The organism is Stutzerimonas sp. LR2 (genome assembly GCF_055755175.1).
Genome location: NZ_JBVTRR010000004.1, coordinates 243076 through 261327, shown reverse-complemented (window position 1 = coordinate 261327; position 18252 = coordinate 243076). Strand labels below are relative to the sequence as shown.

Below are 18252 nucleotides of genomic sequence, written 5' to 3'. Positions count from 1 at the left end.
TCAGTGACATAGCTTCGTTTCAGTTTAAAAAAAAGACAAAATTGGCGAAATAACATCTCATAGTCTATTTTTTAAATGCCGTCTGCGTTGTGACAGGCAATATCACCCTTGGCGATATGTTGCCGAAAGATGTTTCTCTCCAAATTTTGCAGCGAAACTATATATGACAGATCAACTAATTGTTGGGGAGCTAGTAGTCGCAAAGGGAAAGCTTGCCACAATTCAACAGATTCTTAGCGCAAAGAGCATTAGGGTAGTCGTTAAGGCAACTGGCGAAGCTTTGATGGTTTCTCAGCGCGATATTGAGAGGATTGTTGGTCTCACAGGAGGGGTGGCTGGGGGTAATGTAATAAATTTGAATGTGAATGATTATGGAGAAGACGAGCTATCGCTAGCTGTAGAGCGGTACAACGTTATTAGCCAGTGGAGGGTGAAGGAAGTAACAACCGCTCAAGCTTGTGTGAAGCTGAATTTGTCGCGGAGCTATTTTTTTCGTTTGGCTAAGATGTGTGATGAGGAAATTGGTCCTCTGTCATTGGTTCTTCAGCGGCGTGGGGTTAAGAAAGGAGTTACTAGATTAGATGAAGCTGTAGAGGTAATTGTTTTTGATGCGACTCATAAAGTTTACAATTCGAAAGGTGCTAGCTATAGCAAAGTGTGGCTCGAGGTAGATGTCGCATGTAAAGAGCAGGGGTTACCATCCCCTTGTAAAGCTACAGTTTTACGACGTGTGAAGTTAATTCTCTCAGAGAAAAAAAGAGTCAAAATCAAAGCCGGGGCCGATGCCGCAGCACAACAGTTCTCGGCGCGACCGGGAAAGAAAAAAGTCGAAAGGCCGTTGCAATGGGTGCAAATGGATCACACGTTGGTCGACATTATCCTTTTAGCGGATGATCGTATCAATGTGATTGGTCGCCCTTGGTTGACGGTGATAATTGATATATATACAAGAGTGATTGTCGGCTATTACCTCAGCCTTCACGTTCCGTCGTCAGTTTCTGTTGCGTGTGCACTTAGTCAAAGTGTGCTTCCTAAAATAGGTTTTGCCAAAAGCATGGGCATAGATCCCGTAGACTATCCCTATTATGGTAAGCCAGACGTTTTGCACATGGATAATGCTGCGGAGTTCACCAGTCCCAAATTTAAAGCTGGATGCGAGTCATTTGGAATACATCCCGAATATCGACCAGTTGGTGAAAAGCACTTTGGTGGTCATGTTGAACGATTGATTGGTACTTTCATGACGACAAAAGTCCACCTCTTAAAAGGAACAACAATGTCGAACTCAGTTGCACGAAGAGATCTCGACAGCGAAAAGAATGCCACAATGACATTCTTCGACTTTTCTCGTTGGTTTGCACGCGAAGTGGTTGTTTATCACTCGACCATTCATAGTGCGTTGAAAGTTAGTCCGCGGCAAGCTTGGTATGACTATTTTGCTCCCTCCGGTGGGCTTCCGTATCCACCGAAAATTTCAGAACCGGAGCAGCTGAAGCTTTGGTTTATGCCTCAAGAAGTACGAAAAATTAACCCCGAAGGTATAAAGTTACACGGTCAGACGTATTGGGATCCTATTTTAGTGCCCTTTGTTGGGACTAATAAGGCGGTTGTTAAATTTGATCCGTTTAATTTGAATGAGGTGTGGGTTAAGTTAAATGGACAGTTCTGCTCAATTCGTCTATCCGACTTAACGATCCAAGCACCAAATTATGAAGAATATCGTGCAAGCAGGTTACATAGGCGGCCAGTTCGAGTCGGGGCAATTGATAGTGCTGGAGGGCTTAAAGCCTACAGGGAAAAGCAGGGCATCGAGAAAGAGAGCATCGTCTTAACGCGTAAGCAAAGACGCCGAAAAGCTGCGGAAAAAGCCTATCTTGATGCCTACCCTGGTCCTATTGGCGACAATCCGGCAGTTAAGCCCGAAAAAGTCAAGCCTGACTATTCAGCTCTTCCGGAAAGATTCAGATCTGGGGGGAGCAAATGAGTAGCGAACACGTTCGATCTGACATACAGAAGTATTTATCCGCCGATGTGGATACTCGAATAGCCGCAATTCATAATGAGCTTTGGGTTGATAATAATTCCAGCGAAGCAGTTTTTAGAATGATGAATAATATTGCGGAAGTCCCAGATCGCATTAATGCCCCCGCGCTGCTCGTGATCGGCCCTGGTGGTTCGGGGAAAACGGCCATAATATCACAAATCCCGAAGCGAATTAAGAATAGTGAAGGATTGGTTGTTATATCCATGGCCGAGTCGCCTGAGATAAGCGTCAAGAAAAGCCTTAAAGCCGAACTCGCCTTGGCTCTCGGTTTGCCTCTAGCCTCTGGGGTGAGACCTAAAAGCGGCTCGGATATTATCCCAAATGAAATTAGAGAGGTTATCAGGCTTAGAAGAGTTTGGGGCTTGGTTATCGATGAATTTCATGATGCACTTTTGCGTCCTAAGCAAGAGCAGCGAGTTAATATGTCAATCCTCAAGAAATTACTTGGGGTCGAGTATGGATTGAAGTTATTTTGCTTTGGCACCGTTAGCGCGCGGAATGCCCTGCAGTCCAATGATGAATTTAAAAGGCGATTTCATGAGGTTACGCTTACGGATTGGTGTGAAGATGAGGGTTTTAGATCGTTCTTGCTAGAAGTCGAGGAATCATTGCCATTGCGAATGCCATCGCAGCTCTATTCTGAGGAGATGGTAAGGTCGATTTTATCTATTACCTATGGCCGAATGGACAAGACTCTCGAGTTGATTAGAAGTGCTGCATGTTATGCAGTAAAGCTAGGCGTTGAGAAAATTGATCTGAATATGCTGCAGCGTGCAAACAAAAATCTCTGGGGCTACTAGATGTGAGATTAAGTGCGCTACTAACGCCGAATTTTGACGAGACGCTATCGTCATGGCTTTTTCGGTGCAGCCTTAATCGGCATATAATAAAATTTACGCGCCTGGAATTGGCCGAACGTCCGTTGCATTGGTGGGAAGGGCTAGAGTTCAGGTCCGCTGATCCAGATGTTGATTTTTTTTCAGCGTCTCAACGCCTGGGGGAAGGGCGTGAGGACATTAATCCAGAATGGTTGAGTGTTTATTTCGGTTTACGTAATGGAACTGCAGTTGAATGGAGTTATCGCCGTTTCTTTTGTCCGGACTGTTTGCGAAATGACGTAGCCAATGGTCATTTACCTATATGGCGAAAAAGTTGGTGCTATTCCCATTCATGTATTTGCAGTATGCATAAAAAGGAATTGGTCGCGCTATCTGATGCGTCTCGTTACTCGAAAGCGTGGGATGCTTTTGTCCAAGAATGTAATTCGGTCTCAAGAAGTAATGTGGCGGAAGACCCATGGTTTTCACGTTTCCGCTCTACCACTCTTATGAAGATTGAGCACTTTCTTACTGGTAGCAGAGCTAGTCGGAGATATATCGTGGTTGATTTATTCAATAAGTTATTCTGTATTTTTCTTCAAGCTCCTTTTCATGGTGGTCGAGGTGGATCTGCGAGAATCCATTTTCAGACAGAGAGAGGTATGCGGTTTTCTGATCCGACCTCCTTTGAGCAAAGCATATTCAAGGGGGCTTCCATCGCGGACCCGCCAAGTAGATTTGGAAGCATGATATTTGCTGCTTCATTGCTAGATATTATTCCTTATTCAAGATTTTTGATGTTCATTGAAGCGTGTGAGGATGCAAAGATTGGTCTACTAATATCTAGGGACTTACATCGGGCTGCAGCCTTTCCTTATGTCGATGGGGCCGGGTATAGAGCACTGCATCGTTATTTGGGTGGTTTTCCCAGGAAGGACTTTCCGTTATTGGATCGCCACCTTCAACTCCAAGAGGTCAGATATGCTCGTGAGGGTGTGCTCGGCCTGCATTTGTTCGGAACAGTTCTTGACTAGCGGTTGTTAGTCTACGCAACTCTGTTCGTGCATAAATATGACAAATCGTGAATCTTGTTTCTGCCTATGAAAAGGTATTTTGGTACTGCGGAAAATTGACAAGCTGAAGCAAGTAATTCCTATCCTTACTTGTCAACTCAAAATCCATCAATGATCGGTCGATACCGATCGCATTGGGCATCAAGGGGCGCTGTACTAGGGCGTTTTTTCATTGGGGCAGGTTATGCCTCCAACGCAACGCGCATCCATTTTGGAATTTTGGATGTCATTAGTTTCGCTAGGTCTTCAGGTCTAAGCGCCTTTTTAATTGTGACAATACACTCCGGGGTAGAGTTGTCTTTACCGAGGTAAAATAATGCGCTGATGGCGGTGCCTACCTCGGTTCCGCAGTGCTGCATGACCATTGGCGGAGCATGAACCAAACGGATTTCAGCTTTCCCTATAAAAATTGATCGACTGGGGCCGCTTGTGTAATAGATCGGAATAAGCGGCATTTGGGTGCTCAGTCCAAACAATCTGACCGCATCTGCGCCATGAAGCTGCAGAACCTGGTGGTTCTGGCTGGCAATCAAATTTGTCACTTGCCATACGTTTGGGCGAACCCATGCTGTGTATTGACCGGGTTTCGGTCGCATGTAGATTCCTCGATACACCCGCTCAAGTTCACCTCGGTTGACCAGTCGATTTATTGCTTTAGATACGGCGCTTCTCGTTCCAAATTCCGCGAATCGCCGGATACTGAATGGCTGTCCTTTGGGAGTCAGCTTGACTCGTTGAGCAACGCGGGCAGTTACCGAAAGGACTCTATCAGCGCGGATCATTACTTACCCTATGGCTATAGCGTGTAGTTTAATGACGAACTGAAGAGCGGCTGATGGAAAGCAATTACCCTTCGTCGATATTCATCATCTTGCGCATCAATCACCAGGCACTCTTCGAGGCGCCCTAACGAGAAAATTTGGTTAGCTGACGGGTAATGCCTGAGCAGGCTTTTTGCATAGCTGCGGATGTCCTGGGGCAGCTCAGTGTTGCGAGAGAGTTCTCGTAGGAACTCTTCGGTCTTGATGACGCTGCGGGTTCTCTCGTGGGGAAGGGTCAATGCGTTGCCTCCTGATTCAGCCAACCACAAAAGCCGACGTCTGAGCTCTGATATCTACATAAGAAATCAAAAGCAAGCCAGCAACTGCTGACGATAGTGCTTGGAAAAGCTGACCTGGTAGCTTGGTTCGGGGGCAGAGTCTTCCAGAGAGATGCGGGACGTAGCGACGGCTCCAAATACCTGTGCGTTGCTATTTTCAGTACTGCCATCCACTCTGTCGACATTGTCGGCAGACCCAATCAAGCCGGAAATGGAGCTTGAGGTATAGGTTGGCATCTGGACCTCGTTAAGCACCGCCAGGTCATCCGGCAGATCATCTGCAATTCTTTCCGCCATGCACTTCAATGCCGGCTCCGCCAACATGAATAGCCACGCTTGATCATCGGGCTCGCCTGTGCGTCGAAGCACTCGCCCTAGTACTTGTCGGTAATGCAGCTCGGTGCGGATGCGGCTCAGGTAGCAACATACCTGAAGGCGTGGGATGTCCGTACCTTCACTGATCATTCCCACAGCGATAATCCAGCGGCAGTTGCTGTGTCTGAACTCATTGATCACTTGTTGTGCGGCGGGAGTTATGTTGGTCACGATGCGGCAATCGTCACCCCGGGCTTCCAGGGCCCGGGCAATTTGCTGGGCGTGTTCGATATCGGTGGCAACCACCAAACCTGCTGCATCAAGCTTGATCAGGCGAAGCTCATCCAGCTTGCTGCACCCACGACTGAGCAACTGATCGATCACTTCGTCATGGCGCAGCAGCTCTTCGTAGGTGACAGGGGATTCGCCCAATAGTTTGGCGATGCTCGGAAACATCCTGACAGTGCACTCTGTGTCCAGCTCTTCGGTAAGTTTCACCTTTTGATTGTCGAGCAGGACAATGCGGGGAGCGCGGCATACCTGATCAGTGATGGCTTCTTTCAGTCCGTAGCGGTAGTCGCAGATCAGATGCCCTTCGGGGCTCGAATAGCGAGCCAGAGCAATGGGCCGGTCGTCTGAACGCCAAGGCGTACCAGATAGCGCCAAGGTGAAAGTGGCCCTGTCTTGTATTCGCTGAAGAATTTGCTGGCCCCAAGAGTTGCTTAGTGATAGATCGTGGCCGGCGCAGTGGTGAATCTCGTCAAACACCGCAAACACTCGATAGTCAGTGAGGAGTTGCCAGAACGCCTCATCTCGGTACTCCATGGCCTGATAGGTGAACGCTGCGCCTGCTGCGCCGAGTTGGCCGTCAAAGCGTCTACCGAGAACGGCAGCAAAGGATGCGCGAAAGCCCTCGACCACCTGGCAAGATGGCGCGAAGCAGAGCACCAGATCGATTTTGCCCTGACCAAGTAGCCTGCTGGCCAGTTCAGCCGCCATGCGCGTCTTGCCGGCGCCTGGCGTCGCTTGGCAGAAGAAGTGGGGTGTGGATTTAAATCGTTCAAGCGCTTTGTCGATGCAGCGGCGCTGCCAGTTTCGCAGTTGTGTGGTCATCGTGCGGAGGCAAGTGTCTTGAGCGTCTTTTCGATGGCGCGGAGATGGCCCAGCAGGCGTGAGCTTCGGTCTCTGGCCTCCAGATACTCGCTTTCGACCTTGTCGCGGAGATGCGGCATATCCTCAAGAAGCAGCTTATATCGCTCCGCCTCGCCCATCGATGCCAGGAAGTCCAATCGGACCTCTTTGAGAAGCGTCTCCAGATGCTGATCCATACCGGGTGAGGGTTCAGGCGACACTGCTGCATTATCGGAAGTTGATGGTGCCCGGTCTGGCTCACCAGCAGTCTTACGGCTGTTCTCGAACCCGTTGTCAATCAACTCTAGCTGCAGATGTGTCGGGATGGATAAGAGGTGGTAGACCTGTCCCCGTACGCGGCGCTCTTCGTCATGCACGAGCCAACCTATGCGTAACATTCGGCGTATCTGTTCATACACATAGCGGCGCACATCGCCGATGCGATAGGTCATGCCTTCGAGGCGCTTGGCGTAGGCATCGCGCAGTTCACGAATCGTGAATCGTGTGCGGCCTTCCTCCTGAAGCAGCTCATACAGCCGCCTGTCGAAGGTGAACGAGGCTGATTTCATTGCGGCACCAGAGAGGATAGCGCGAAAAATACGGATTATAGTCCGTGGCCTGTGCGTCCGTAAACGCATGATATTGCCGTCTCAGCGGAATTGAGACGGTCATGGATAAGTTGGCGAAAGCGTTGGGCGAACGCATCCGAGCGCAGAGAAAGGCCTGCCGGATTTCTCAGGATGCCCTGGCGCTGGCCTGCAGCATCGACCGCAGCTATATGGGGCGGATTGAGCGGGGTGAAGTAAGCATCACCGTAGAGAAGCTGTATCGAATTGCACGCCAGCTCGCCTGTGACCCGGCCTATCTGCTACCTAAACTGTCCGAACTGAAACCAACCTGAATGATCCTGGGTTGAAAGTCGCAGCTGACCGCCGCGCGGCGGGGCAAGTGATCCACGTCCTCGAGTATTGGTTTGTCGATCTAGTCGTCTCGGCCAGCTTTGCTTTTTGCTGGCGGAGCCGATTTATCTACTGCCACGGTTGCGCGCTCGGCATTCCGTGGCTGTCGGCGGGTGCCTTGCCTGGCCTTGGACTTGCTCAAGCGGTCCAGTTCGCCCTGTAGATCCTGATTGCGCTGCTCCAGGACCAGCTTGATGGCTTCTATCGCGCTGAGTTGGCTCTGCAGAGCTTCAAGGGCCAGAGCTTTCTGATCCAGCAGACGTTGCTGGGCCTGCTGATCCTTGTGCAGCTGCCTTGCTTCGGTGAGAAGGCGCGCGTTGTCGCGATTCAGCTGGGTCAGTTCGTCCTGCTTGACGATTAACGTCTGCTGCAGCTGACGCGTTTCCTGTTGCAACTGCTGCACCTGCGACTCGTGTCGACGCTGTTCCTGTTCGCGCTGTTCCTTGCTGGCCTGCCGGTAGTGCTCCAGGGTGTCGCGTGCATGTTGGTGCTTTTCCTCTAGCGAATGGATCTGTGCGTCGCGATCCTGTAGCCGCTCCTCCAGATCGCGATTGGCCTGCTGCAGGCGGGCGTTCTCGACCTCGGTCTGCTGCCGCTGCTCGCGTGCTTGCTGCAGCTCGTGATGAGTCGCCTGAAGTCGTTCGGCGTCGAGGGCAGCCTGACCTTCCAGCTGTTGGATGCGGCTTTCGGCCTGTTGAATCCGCTGCTGGTAGTCGATCCGTTCGCGGCCCAACTGTTCCCGCTCGCCGGCGACGGCGGCTTGCGCCTCCTCCTGCAACTGGTCGGCCAGTTGGCTCACCAGGTTGGCTAATTGCTCGCTCAGCGAAAGCGGCACCGCCCCGCGGCTGCGGTCGGCGGGTTCCAGCTCTTTCAGGTAGCGGTGAATGGTGGTCTTCGAACCGGTATTGCCCAGTTCAACCCGTATCGCATCGATGCTCGGGTGCTCGCCGCGGGCGAGGAGGGCGGTGCGAGCCTTCTGTACCACCGCCTTGTTGATACCGCCACGCGCCATGTTGGCCTCCTACAATTACGTACTGTATTACATACCCTGTATTTACATTCTATGTTTCAGCGAAAGTTTGCACTAGAAGGAAGCTGAATTAAAATTGGATAATCACGAATTATTCAATATGAATGGCGCAGACGGTCGTTCATTGGCCGTTTTGCAGTACATAAAGGGCATCTCAGTCGATGAAAGACGTCGGGCGCTACCTACAAGCCGGTACGCGGGAAAACACCCGCCGCAGCTATCAGTCGGCCATCGAGCACTTCGAAGTGGCGTGGGGCGGCTTTCTGCCCGCAACAGGCGATAGCGTTGTCCGCTACTTGGTGGACTATGCAGATACGCTGAGCGTGAACACGTTGAAGCAACGCTTAGCCGCTCTCGCTCAATGGCATATCACCCAAGGCTTTCCCGACCCAACGAAGACTCCCACGGTGCGTCAGGTACTCAAGGGCATCCGCACCCTGCATCCGGCACAGGTCAAGCAAGCTGCCCCTCTGCAGCTGCAGCACTTGGAGCAGGCAGCTCAATGGCTGGATCAGGAATCAGAGCGAGCTCGGATGCGGGGCGATTTAGCGAACCTGCTGCGCTGTCGGCGCGACATGGCATTGCTGCTGATCGGTTTCTGGCGAGGCTTTCGCAGCGATGAGCTCTGCCGGCTGCAGGTCGAGCATATTCAGGCCGAAGCAGGCGCAGGCATGCGTCTTTTCCTGCCGCAGAGCAAGGGCGACCGAGAAAATCTCGGTACGACGCACTACACGCCGGCGCTAAAGCGACTATGCCCGGTACAGGCCTATCTCGACTGGATCAGTGCGGCAGGTATCGTTCGAGGAGCCGTGTTCCGCCGCCTGGATCGCTGGGGGCATCTCAGCGAGGATGCTTTACACCCGGGTAGCCTGATCAGCCTGCTGCGTCAGATTCTTCGACGCGCCGGGATTTCGGCTGAACTTTATACCAGTCACTCCTTGCGCCGCGGCTTCGCTACATGGGCCACGGCCAATGGATGGGACCTCAAAGGCTTGATGACCTATGTGGGCTGGAAAGACATCAAATCGGCCATGCGGTACATCGATCCCACTATTTCATTTGGTGGCCTGGCGGTCAGGCCCGCTGTTGAATCTAATACTGGCACTTTGACGCAGCTGCCAGCTTCTCACTAACATCGATGCACGACAGGAGTGACGGTGAAATGAGTACGCAGACCAGCATCGAATGGACGGAAATGACCTGGAACCCCATTGTGGGTTGCACCAAGGTGTCGCCCGGATGCAAACACTGCTATGCGGAAAACATGGCCTACCGGCTGCAGGCTATGGGAACGCCGGGCTATGAAAACGGCTTTCGTTTGAGCCTGCGACCGGAGAAGTTGCAGGAGCCGCTACAGCGCAAGAAACCGACCATTTACTTCGTCAACTCAATGTCTGACCTGTTCCATGAGCATGTACCGGACGAGTACATCGACCAGGTATTCGAGGTGATCAGAAAGGCTTCCCAGCACACCTTCCAAATCCTCACCAAGCGTGCCGAGCGCCTAGCCGTGTATTTCAGCAAGCGGACACCTCCAATCAATGCCTGGCTGGGGGTGTCGGTTGAGGACCGCGAATATGGTGTGCCGAGGATCGATTGCCTGCGTCAGGTAGATGCCACGATTCGCTTCCTCTCTGCTGAACCGCTGTTAGAAGATTTGGGTGAGTTGGACCTGACCGACATTCACTGGGTCATTGTCGGCGGTGAGTCGGGTCCCAAGGCCCGCCCGATGAAACAGGAATGGGTCGACAACGTTCATCGCCAGTGCGACGCCTCTGGCTCAGCGTTTTTCTTCAAACAATGGGGGGGATGGGGCGCTGATGGCGTGAAACGCTCGAAGAAAGCCAATGGTCGACTGTTGAACGGCCAGACCTGGGATGGAATCCCGCTGCTCAATCTCGCCTGATACCAAGGGATACCGCATGGCCAAGGATGATGAGAAATACCGTTGGGATTGGGGCACGCAGACCTTCCCGACCATCGATCCGCACAGCAAGATCAAACATCAGATTATCGACGAGTACATCCAGACTTACATCGACGTGCTGATGCGAAATCAGTTGATGCCAGAACTGGGCCTGTCGATCGTCGATGGCTTCAGTGGCGGAGGTATCTACCACGACGGCGCAGGTGGGAATCACTTCGGCTCTCCTGTGATTGCACTGGAGGCGATTCAGGCTTCGGAGGTCCGCAACAACCTGGAGCGCATCAAGCCGCGTCTCATTCGCTCCCAGCACTATTTCGTGGATGTGAAGCCCGAGAACATTGCCTGCTTGCATTCGGTATTGGCCGCGCGTGGTCATGCCCCTCGGCTTGGCCAAGATGTGCATCTGCATAGCGCTGAATTCACAGAAGCATTGCCGACCATCGCTCAAAAGCTCAAGCATTTCGGCAAAGGTGAGCGTGTGCTCTTCCTGCTGGATCAGTACGGCTATGGCGACGTACCGTTCCCCAAGATCAAATGGATTTTCCAGAACCTCGGTAATGCCGAGGTGCTGCTGACCTTCAACGTCGATTTTCTGGTCACTTACCTGGCCGACCGCCAAGCGAATCGGAAGGCCATCGCTAATATCGGATTGGATCACCATGTGCCGTGGAGCATGCTGAAAGAGCTGAAGGCTCATCAGCCGCGCAATTGGCAGTACCTGATCCAGCGTTTTCTGTCTGACGGGATCAAGCAGGAAAGCGGTGCCCAGTACATGACCGTGTTCTTCATTCGCCCTGCTGGCAGCAGCCCGATGGCCTATTGGTTTATCCATCTGGCGAACAACTACCGCGCTAACGATGTGATGAAGAAGATCCACTGGAAATACGGCAACAACTTTTCCCATATGCTGTCGCCTTCCAGCTTTTTCGGCTACGACGCCAATCGGGATATCGCCGTGACAGGTCAGCACGATTTGCTGTTGGATGAGCATCACTTCGACGATGCCACCGATGACCGCATCCGAGGAGAACTTTCAGAGCTCTTGCCCGAACAGGTCTACGAGGTAGAACGGCAACCTTTTTTGGGTCTGATGAGCGGATTGACCAACTACACCATGGCTGACGAGCTTCGCGTAAAGCAGGCACTCGACATTGCTGTCGCGACCGGTGATCTGCTGGCGGTCGACAAGAACGGCAAAACAAGGCGTCGAAAAGGCACAAGCATCAAGTCGACAGATATCCTGATAGCGCCCCCGCAAAGACCCATCTTCTTCGTGCCACCTCTGAAGAAATCCAGTTCAGAAAACTGAGGGGCGGCATCGCTCTTCGGGTGGTCGGTTCGCCTCCAACGGTAGTGGTACTGGCATGATACAAGCAGTAGTTTTCGATGTGTTTGGCACGCTTCTCCAGATAGATGAGCGCCGCCATCCTTTCCGCCAACTGATGCAGCACCTGCGGCTTCAGGGCAGAACACCAAGGCCGGATGACGCACGGACTCTGATGACTCGAAATCTGGGTTTGGCTGGAGCTGCCGATTATTTCGGTGCGCAGTTGAGCAACTCTGAGTTAGCTAGCCTTGAAAGCGACCTTTTCACCGAGCTGGCCAGCGTTCGCCTTTTCGATGATGCGTTGGAGTCGCTAAATCAGCTAAAGAACGCCGGCCTGAAGCTCGCGTTGTGCTCCAATCTCGCAGCCCCATATGCGATTCCAGCCAAACTGTTACTGCCGTCGTTCGATGTTTACGGATGGAGCTTTGAGGTTGGGGCAATAAAGCCTGAGCCTGCAATCTATCGTCAGATGATCGAACAGCTTGGCTGCGAAGCCTCCGCCATCGCAATGATCGGTGACACGTTGCAAGCCGATATGCTTGGTCCAATTGGGCAAGGCATGCGGGGCTACCACCTACAGCGTGAAGGAAAAGCCGATCAGTGCGGCTTCGTCTCGCTGATGGACTTTGCAGCCCACGTTCTGCAATACCCACCATCCGTTAATGGCTAAAGCTGCGTCGCCAGTTCTAGCTGTCGCCGCTAGACCCGGATGGCTTACAGGCATGACGACACCCTTTTTCTGTAACGGGAGCTCCTTCAGCTCTTGAGCGCCAGAATACGCCGAGCGCCGTTGAGAACGATGAATCCCACAACAGTACCGATAATCAGGTCTGGGTAGTTGGATCCACTCCAAGCGACGAGCGCTCCGGCGACTATGACGCCCACGTTGATGACCACATCATTGGCGGAAAATATCCAGCTCGCTTTCATGTGGGCCCCGCCTTCCCTGTGTTTGGAAATCAGCAGCAAACAACCCATGTTGGCGAGCAATGCCAGGAATGCGACGGCCATCATTATCAGCGACTCGGGCTCGCTGCCGAATACAAAGCGTCTAAATACCTCTACGAGCACGCCGAGAGCCAAAATCAGCTGGAGCACACCAGCAAGGTGTGCAGCACGCACCTGCAGGCTGACGCTACGCCCCACCGCATAAAGGGCTAGGCCGTACACTGCCGCGTCAGCGAACATGTCGAGCGAGTCGGCAATCAGACCCGCGGACCTGGCGACCAGACCAGCGGTCATCTCTACCACGAACATGAAGGCGTTGATGCCTAACAGTAAACGTAGGGAGCGGGACTCCTGTGTAGATTCCGCCGAATTCTCGACGGCTTTAATCATCTCCGGGTCTGCAGTGACGGTTTTCTGAAGTGTGGCGCCTAGCCCTAACGCCGCCAGCTTTGTAGTTATGGGCTCAACGGCCCCGTCATGCATGACGTCTAATCGACGGTCCGATAAATCAAAAGTCAGTTTCCGAATTCCGTCCAAACTATTCAGCGCCAAGCGGATCATTCGCTCTTCTGATGGACAATCCATCTTGGGCACGGCGTAAACACTGACCCATTGCCCCGTCGTATCGGAATGATTTTGCACACCGGCATCGGCGGCTGGTGTCGCATCGCAGCCGCAGGGACCATCGGACTTGCTCATGATACGGCTCCACTTGAAATCGAAGATGGGGTCATTAAAAGCCCTATAGCTACTACAAGGTCAATAATGCAGAGCCGATAAGGATTCACACGATGCGCATTGGTCAATTAGCAAGGCTAATAGGGATTGATACACAGACGATCCGCTTCTATGAGCAGCAGGGCTTGCTGCCACCGCCTGATCGCCAGGCGAACGGCTATCGTGTCTACACCGAGAAGCATGGCGAGCGGCTAGCCTTCATCCGGAGCTGCCGAATCCTGAATCTGTCACTTCCAGAGATTCACGCACTCCAACGCTACCAGGATGACCCTCGCCAGCCTTGTACGGCCGTTAATGCCTTGCTCGATGAACACATTTCTCAAGTCAAGTCGCAGATAACCGCTCTGCAGTCACTCGAACGACAACTCGTATCACTGCGGGCTAATTGCAGTGATGGGCGGGAAGTTGAGGCTTGTGGAATTCTCGCTGGCATTAGCGAGGACGCGTGCATTAAATTAATGGCGTTGGGGCTTACTGGCCTGTTAGCCGTTGTTTATACCAACCGGGGCGCTCAAAAACTCAACCGTATGGATCTTCCCATCAGGGGTCTTAACCTTCATCTCGTACGTTTGAACTTTGCCGTTAGTTCTATAGCTCTGAATCATTCCGGTCGTACCGGTCGTCCCTGCAGGTGCTATGCTCAGCACTTTACCTTCTTTAACAAGTAATTTAAGGGTGGGATTTGTTACTGACGCACTCTCAAGGCGCTGCATTGTTAGTTCCCCTTCGTCTTCAGCCATAGCGAGCGAAGAAGCAGCGGCCAGAAAGAACGGCAGGATTACTTTAGCAGGGCGGTTCATTTGTTACCCTCTTGGGTTAGTAGATACCTTTAGATTAAAGGGTTGACCCTTACCAGAAGATGTTCTTCGCATTACAAAGCAGTAATTAACCATCGCTTTCTGCCGATTCGGCTCTGTTTTAAACTCATCGTTTTTGTAGACCATCCCACGCTCGATTAGGCCATGCATGCATTACATGCATGCATTAAATGTATGGCGTTGGTCTGATGGGGAGTGGGTACCAAGCCGTATCACTTTGAATCAGGCGTGCCGAGGAAAGGTGAGTTCGAATGTGGTCCGACCGTCTTTGCTGGCGACGGCCACGTGGCCTTTGTGGAGGTTCATCACTGAACGGACAATAGCTAGCCCCAATCCTGCCCCACGAGGTTGTATGCCGTTAACGCGGTAAAAGCGGTCGAACAGGTGCGGGAGATGATCCGATTCGATAGTCGCGCCATGATTGGTGACAGCCAGCGAGACGATGTCTATGTCCTTCTCAAGTATCTTAATTTCGACCGTGCTGCCAGTATTCGAATGCCGCAACGCGTTGGATAGCAGGTTGGAAATGGCCCGTTGGACCATAAGCCGATTTCCTAGAACTATGGCATCGCCCGTTACCGTCGTTGCGACTCCGGCTTCTTCGGCGAGGACTTCGAGGTATTCACAGACGCGATTCGCCTCACTTCCCAGGGATAGTTGTTCGAGTTTCAGTGCTGGGCTGGCGTGGCTGGCCTGGGCGAGAAACAGCATGTCTGACACGATTCGATCCATGCGTTCGAGCTCTTCGACCGACGATTCGAGCACTTCCCTATATTGCTCCTTGCTTCGCTCACGCACCAATGTCACCTGCGCCTTGCCTATCAGGTTATTTAGGGGAGTCTTCAACTCATGGGCCACATCGTCCGAGAATTGTGACAGTTGCTGAACTCCGTCATCGAGTCGATGAAGCATTACGTTGAGGCTGTGCGCCAATTCCTGAAGCTCTAGTGGAAGCTGATCGCTGCGGATTCGGGGTGACAGATCCTGCGTCGATACCTTTGTCGCCAAGGCCCGAAACTTGCGAAGCGGTCGCAAACCGTTGTTAGCAACTAGCCATCCAGCCAACCCGATCAACATCAGCAGCATCGGCACAGTCACTAAGGCCGAGCGCAGGAATGCAGCCACTAGCAGTTGATCGGCACTGCGATCTTGCGTAAGTAAAAGCGTCATTGGAGCCAGTCCCGGGACCTGTATTTGCTTGCGCCCGGTTAGCATCTGCACGCCGTCTTCCGTGGTCCAGCCTAGGTATTCACCGTCTCTGTTCACAAGATCCATCTGCTGCGGCGCATGGGCGAACCGGCCGATACTAAAAATGGGGGATTTGGCTCTATCGCCGATGACGGTAATCGAAAGGTTGTCATGGCCGAGTACCGTATCGCTCAGTGCGTGTTGCCAGGAGCGGCCCATACGGGCTTTGGTGTCTTCTAGGAGTCCATGATCGATCTGCGAGAGCTTGGCCGTCACTTCCTCCTGGGCGCGCAGTTCCAGTTGGCGCACAAGTACCCAGTAGCTCAGTGCAATCAACAGCGCGACCAAGACGGCGCCGGTCAATGTGATTTGAAGCGCGAGACGCGATGCGAGGCTGAGTGGCTTCAAGGCCGCGCCTCCAGCACGTAGCCGACACCGCGAATGGTGTGTATCAGGCGATCGCCAAAGGGTTCGTCCACCTTCATCCGTAGGCGACGGATTGCAACATCCACCACATTGGTATCGCAGTCGAAGTTAATGTCCCAGACCAAGGCGGTAATTTCGGTGCGCGTCAGCACCTCGCCAGTCCGGCGCATGAGCAGGTGCAGTAACGCAAATTCTTTGCTGGTGAGATCAATACGCTGACCACTCCGGTAGGCCCGATGCCGGCCAGGGTCCAGTTCGAGGTCGGCTACACGCAGGTTGCTTGGAAGTGCGACTGCCTCGCCTCGCCGCAACAGTGTCCGGATACGAGCGAGCAGCTCGGGGAACTGGAACGGCTTGACCATATAGTCGTCGGCGCCCGACTCCAGGCCGCGGACCTTTTGCTCTAAGCGGCCATTGGCCGTCAGCATGATGACGCGTGTCTGCTTACGTCGCCTGATGAGTTCGAGCACCTCCCACCCATCCATGGTTGGCAGATTTACATCCAGTAGCACGATGTCATAGTCGTTCTGCAGTGCCAGGTGAAATCCATCGAGCCCATCATCCGCTCGATCAACCGTGTAACCACATTCGATAAGGCCCTGCTGCAGGTAGTCCGCAGCTTTGTTTTCGTCTTCTACAACCAGGATGCGCATGTTTTCAGGTAGCTCGGCAAGGAGGTAGGGTGCCGGTTAAACGGAACCAAAAATAATCTATGTAGTAACTATAAGGTCAAGACAAAAGCGACCTGGCCCTAGCGTGAAAGACAGAAGCGAAGATCTGCCTAGGGAAGCGCGAAGCACTCTAGCGCCGTAAAAGACCTGCAGGGCCATCTTGCAGATTTGTAATCTACTGGTCATTTGGTTGACTGGCAGCGCAAGGAGGCTCACTCAAGCAAAAAAAGGCGCCCCTATGGGCGCCTGAAACACATCTTCAAACCAAGGGAGCAAAAAACGAAGATGTGGTGTTGCCCGTGGTGCTTCACAGGATCGAGAGCGGGTACTCGGCGATGAATCGAACCTCATTGAGGTCGGACTCGAAAGCAGTCGCCCGTGTTGTAGCCTGGCGCACCCGCAGAGAGAGGTCCTTGAACGAGCCTGTCTGTACAACGTAGCGTGCTTCGACGTCGCGTTCCCAGCGCTTCTGTCCGGACAGAGGCGCGCCGTTATCGTCTTGGCGCATATATACCTCATTTGCGTTGCTGTAATCGGCGCCCCAGCCGCGGGCGTAGCGAGTCATGAACGTAAGCCCAGGTATGCCGTAACCCGCCATGTTCAGGTCATAACGCAGCATCCAGGACTGCTCTTTAGGTGAGTTGAAATCACTGTACTGGATGGAGTTATTCAGGTAGATCGAGTCCGCTTGGCGCAAGTAGTCAAAGTCGTTGTTACCGTTGTTTCGCTGATACGACGCCGTGACGGTGTGCGCGCCGAAGGCGACACCCAGGCTGGAACTCCAGATGTTGTTGTTGAACTCGCCCAGCAGCTCGCGGCCTTCGTCGATTGCCTTGTAGTAATTGAAGCTGCCCAGCAGCGCGACGACATCAGAAAGCGGATAGGTGGCCGATAGACCGAAGTAATGTTGGTTCCAAGCGTCCTTAAGCCGGCTGGTGTACAGACTAAGACTGAGATTTTCGTTCACGCTATAGTCGCCGCCTGCGTAGCCGAGCCAAGGCGCGTCCACGGCCCCGCCGTAGAAGGTGACGAAGTCATCGTTCGTGTTGCTGGTATTGGGCTGGCTCATCGCGTGCAGGCGGCCGCCCTGGAGGGTGAGGTCGTCCAGCGAGTTGTTCACAACGGTGACACCCTTGAAAGACTCCGGCAGCAGCCGTGCGTCACCAAAGTGCACGACAGGAGTAGCGGGAAATACATCGCCTGCCTTGATCTCGGTGCCCAAGAACCGTGCTTTCACGGCCCCCCCTACTCGAGAAAAGTCATCCTCGGCATCGCCGGCGCTATTGTAGGGGAGAAGATCGACGGTTCCGCCAGCACCGGAACGTCCTGATCCAGAATCGAGTTTGAGGCCGAGCATGGCGAAGGCGTCGACGCCGATCCCCACCGAGCCTTGGGTATATCCGGACTCAAAGAATGCCATCAGTCCGTGAGCCCATTCCTCAGAATAGCCATTGCCGGTGGCGCTCCCACCGTCGCGAAAATCTCGGTTGAAATAAAAGTTGCGATTTATCAGCGAAAGCGTGCTGCCTTCGATGAAGCCCTCCGCTGTTTCCGATTGGGCAAAGACCGGGGCGCTGCCCAGTGCCAGTGAAAGGGCTGTAAGTGAAAGGGCGGCCTTTTTGCTCATGATGATGCTCCTGATATACGGCATGTCAGCGCTCGAATGACGCCTTCGCCTTTTTGTTCGAGTGCCGGGCGATGATCTTCCCCTGTAAATGACCGCAGGATTAGCGGTAAATG

The 18252-nt window shown here is 53.0% G+C and carries 18 protein-coding genes and 1 pseudogene; 9 read left to right on the top strand and 10 right to left on the bottom strand.

Annotation, left to right across the window (positions count from 1 at the left end; genetic code table 11):
• Positions 1 to 163 precede the first annotated feature (163 nt).
• From ACVRRC_RS15600 to ACVRRC_RS15590, 3 genes are all read left to right on the top strand, one after another.
• Positions 164 to 1984 carry a Mu transposase C-terminal domain-containing protein gene (locus ACVRRC_RS15600; protein WP_080965150.1) on the top strand — a complete coding sequence of 607 codons (1821 nt, stop codon included), beginning with the start codon at positions 164 to 166 and terminating at the stop codon, positions 1982 to 1984.
• A complete protein-coding gene (locus ACVRRC_RS15595; RefSeq protein ID WP_053069166.1) occupies positions 1981 to 2844 on the top strand; it encodes a TniB family NTP-binding protein in 864 nt (287 codons plus the stop codon). Before ACVRRC_RS15600 ends, ACVRRC_RS15595 begins: the two co-directional genes overlap by 4 nt.
• Before the next feature lie 107 nt (positions 2845 to 2951).
• Positions 2952 to 3896: a hypothetical protein gene (locus ACVRRC_RS15590; RefSeq protein WP_138412860.1), complete on the top strand. Its 945-nt coding sequence runs from the start codon at positions 2952 to 2954 to the stop codon at positions 3894 to 3896.
• Between the two features lie 221 nt (positions 3897 to 4117).
• Here ACVRRC_RS15590 and ACVRRC_RS15585 read toward each other — a convergent pair whose 3' ends face one another.
• The 4 genes from ACVRRC_RS15585 to ACVRRC_RS15570 form a co-directional block, all read right to left on the bottom strand.
• Positions 4118 to 4717 (bottom strand): DUF6088 family protein, encoded by a 600-nt coding sequence (locus ACVRRC_RS15585; RefSeq protein ID WP_080965149.1) that lies wholly within the window; start codon positions 4715 to 4717, stop codon positions 4118 to 4120.
• 14 nt (positions 4718 to 4731) lie between these two features.
• Positions 4732 to 4995 carry a BPSL0761 family protein gene (locus tag ACVRRC_RS15580; protein ID WP_048329185.1) on the bottom strand — a complete coding sequence of 88 codons (264 nt, stop codon included), beginning with the start codon at positions 4993 to 4995 and terminating at the stop codon, positions 4732 to 4734.
• 66 nt (positions 4996 to 5061) lie between these two features.
• Positions 5062 to 6462 (bottom strand): DEAD/DEAH box helicase, encoded by a 1401-nt coding sequence (locus ACVRRC_RS15575; RefSeq protein ID WP_048329184.1) that lies wholly within the window; start codon positions 6460 to 6462, stop codon positions 5062 to 5064.
• A complete protein-coding gene (locus ACVRRC_RS15570) occupies positions 6459 to 7049 on the bottom strand; it encodes a hypothetical protein (RefSeq protein WP_048329182.1) in 591 nt (196 codons plus the stop codon). The genes ACVRRC_RS15575 and ACVRRC_RS15570 overlap by 4 nt, the downstream gene beginning before the upstream one ends.
• A gap of 101 nt (positions 7050 to 7150) precedes the next feature.
• On the opposite strand from ACVRRC_RS15570, the gene ACVRRC_RS15565 reads away from it, so the two are divergent.
• Positions 7151 to 7381, top strand: coding sequence for a helix-turn-helix domain-containing protein (locus ACVRRC_RS15565; protein ID WP_048329181.1), 231 nt, complete (start codon positions 7151 to 7153; stop codon positions 7379 to 7381).
• 80 nt (positions 7382 to 7461) lie between these two features.
• Here ACVRRC_RS15565 and ACVRRC_RS15560 read toward each other — a convergent pair whose 3' ends face one another.
• Positions 7462 to 8451 carry a DNA-binding protein gene (locus ACVRRC_RS15560; protein WP_472997201.1) on the bottom strand — a complete coding sequence of 330 codons (990 nt, stop codon included), beginning with the start codon at positions 8449 to 8451 and terminating at the stop codon, positions 7462 to 7464.
• A gap of 179 nt (positions 8452 to 8630) precedes the next feature.
• Here ACVRRC_RS15560 and ACVRRC_RS15555 point away from each other — a divergent pair, with 179 nt between their 5' ends.
• From ACVRRC_RS15555 to ACVRRC_RS15540, 4 genes are read left to right on the top strand one after another with little or no spacing between them, the layout of a single operon-like run.
• A complete protein-coding gene (locus ACVRRC_RS15555; protein WP_048329179.1) occupies positions 8631 to 9602 on the top strand; it encodes a site-specific integrase in 972 nt (323 codons plus the stop codon).
• A 29-nt stretch (positions 9603 to 9631) separates the two neighbouring features.
• A complete protein-coding gene (locus ACVRRC_RS15550; RefSeq protein WP_122076016.1) occupies positions 9632 to 10375 on the top strand; it encodes a phage Gp37/Gp68 family protein in 744 nt (247 codons plus the stop codon).
• Positions 10376 to 10391: 16 nt separating this feature from the next.
• Entirely contained in the window at positions 10392 to 11705 is a 1314-nt protein-coding gene (locus ACVRRC_RS15545) for a three-Cys-motif partner protein TcmP (protein WP_048329177.1), read from the top strand.
• Positions 11706 to 11760: 55 nt separating this feature from the next.
• On the top strand, positions 11761 to 12393 hold the full coding sequence (locus tag ACVRRC_RS15540) for an HAD family hydrolase (protein ID WP_011914453.1): 633 nt from the start codon (positions 11761 to 11763) through the stop codon (positions 12391 to 12393).
• Positions 12394 to 12479: 86 nt separating this feature from the next.
• Here the strand turns inward: ACVRRC_RS15540 and ACVRRC_RS15535 are convergent, their stop codons facing one another.
• On the bottom strand, positions 12480 to 13370 hold the full coding sequence (locus tag ACVRRC_RS15535; RefSeq protein ID WP_011914454.1) for a cation efflux transmembrane domain-containing protein: 891 nt from the start codon (positions 13368 to 13370) through the stop codon (positions 12480 to 12482).
• A 92-nt stretch (positions 13371 to 13462) separates the two neighbouring features.
• On the opposite strand from ACVRRC_RS15535, the pseudogene cadR reads away from it, so the two are divergent.
• Positions 13463 to 13849 (top strand): annotated as a pseudogene (cadR, locus tag ACVRRC_RS15530) (Cd(II)/Pb(II)-responsive transcriptional regulator); the annotation flags it as partial.
• A gap of 42 nt (positions 13850 to 13891) precedes the next feature.
• On the opposite strand, the gene ACVRRC_RS15525 reads toward cadR, so the two are convergent.
• The 4 genes from ACVRRC_RS15525 to ACVRRC_RS15510 form a co-directional block, all read right to left on the bottom strand.
• Positions 13892 to 14209, bottom strand: coding sequence for a co-regulatory protein PtrA N-terminal domain-containing protein (locus tag ACVRRC_RS15525; RefSeq protein WP_472997199.1), 318 nt, complete (start codon positions 14207 to 14209; stop codon positions 13892 to 13894).
• Positions 14210 to 14449: 240 nt separating this feature from the next.
• Positions 14450 to 15823, bottom strand: coding sequence for a heavy metal sensor histidine kinase (locus ACVRRC_RS15520; RefSeq protein ID WP_014597623.1), 1374 nt, complete (start codon positions 15821 to 15823; stop codon positions 14450 to 14452).
• Positions 15820 to 16494 carry a heavy metal response regulator transcription factor gene (locus ACVRRC_RS15515; RefSeq protein ID WP_020307700.1) on the bottom strand — a complete coding sequence of 225 codons (675 nt, stop codon included), beginning with the start codon at positions 16492 to 16494 and terminating at the stop codon, positions 15820 to 15822. The genes ACVRRC_RS15520 and ACVRRC_RS15515 overlap by 4 nt, the downstream gene beginning before the upstream one ends.
• Positions 16495 to 16819: 325 nt before the next feature.
• A complete protein-coding gene (locus ACVRRC_RS15510) occupies positions 16820 to 18139 on the bottom strand; it encodes an OprD family porin (protein WP_084899568.1) in 1320 nt (439 codons plus the stop codon).
• Positions 18140 to 18252: the final 113 nt, after the last annotated feature.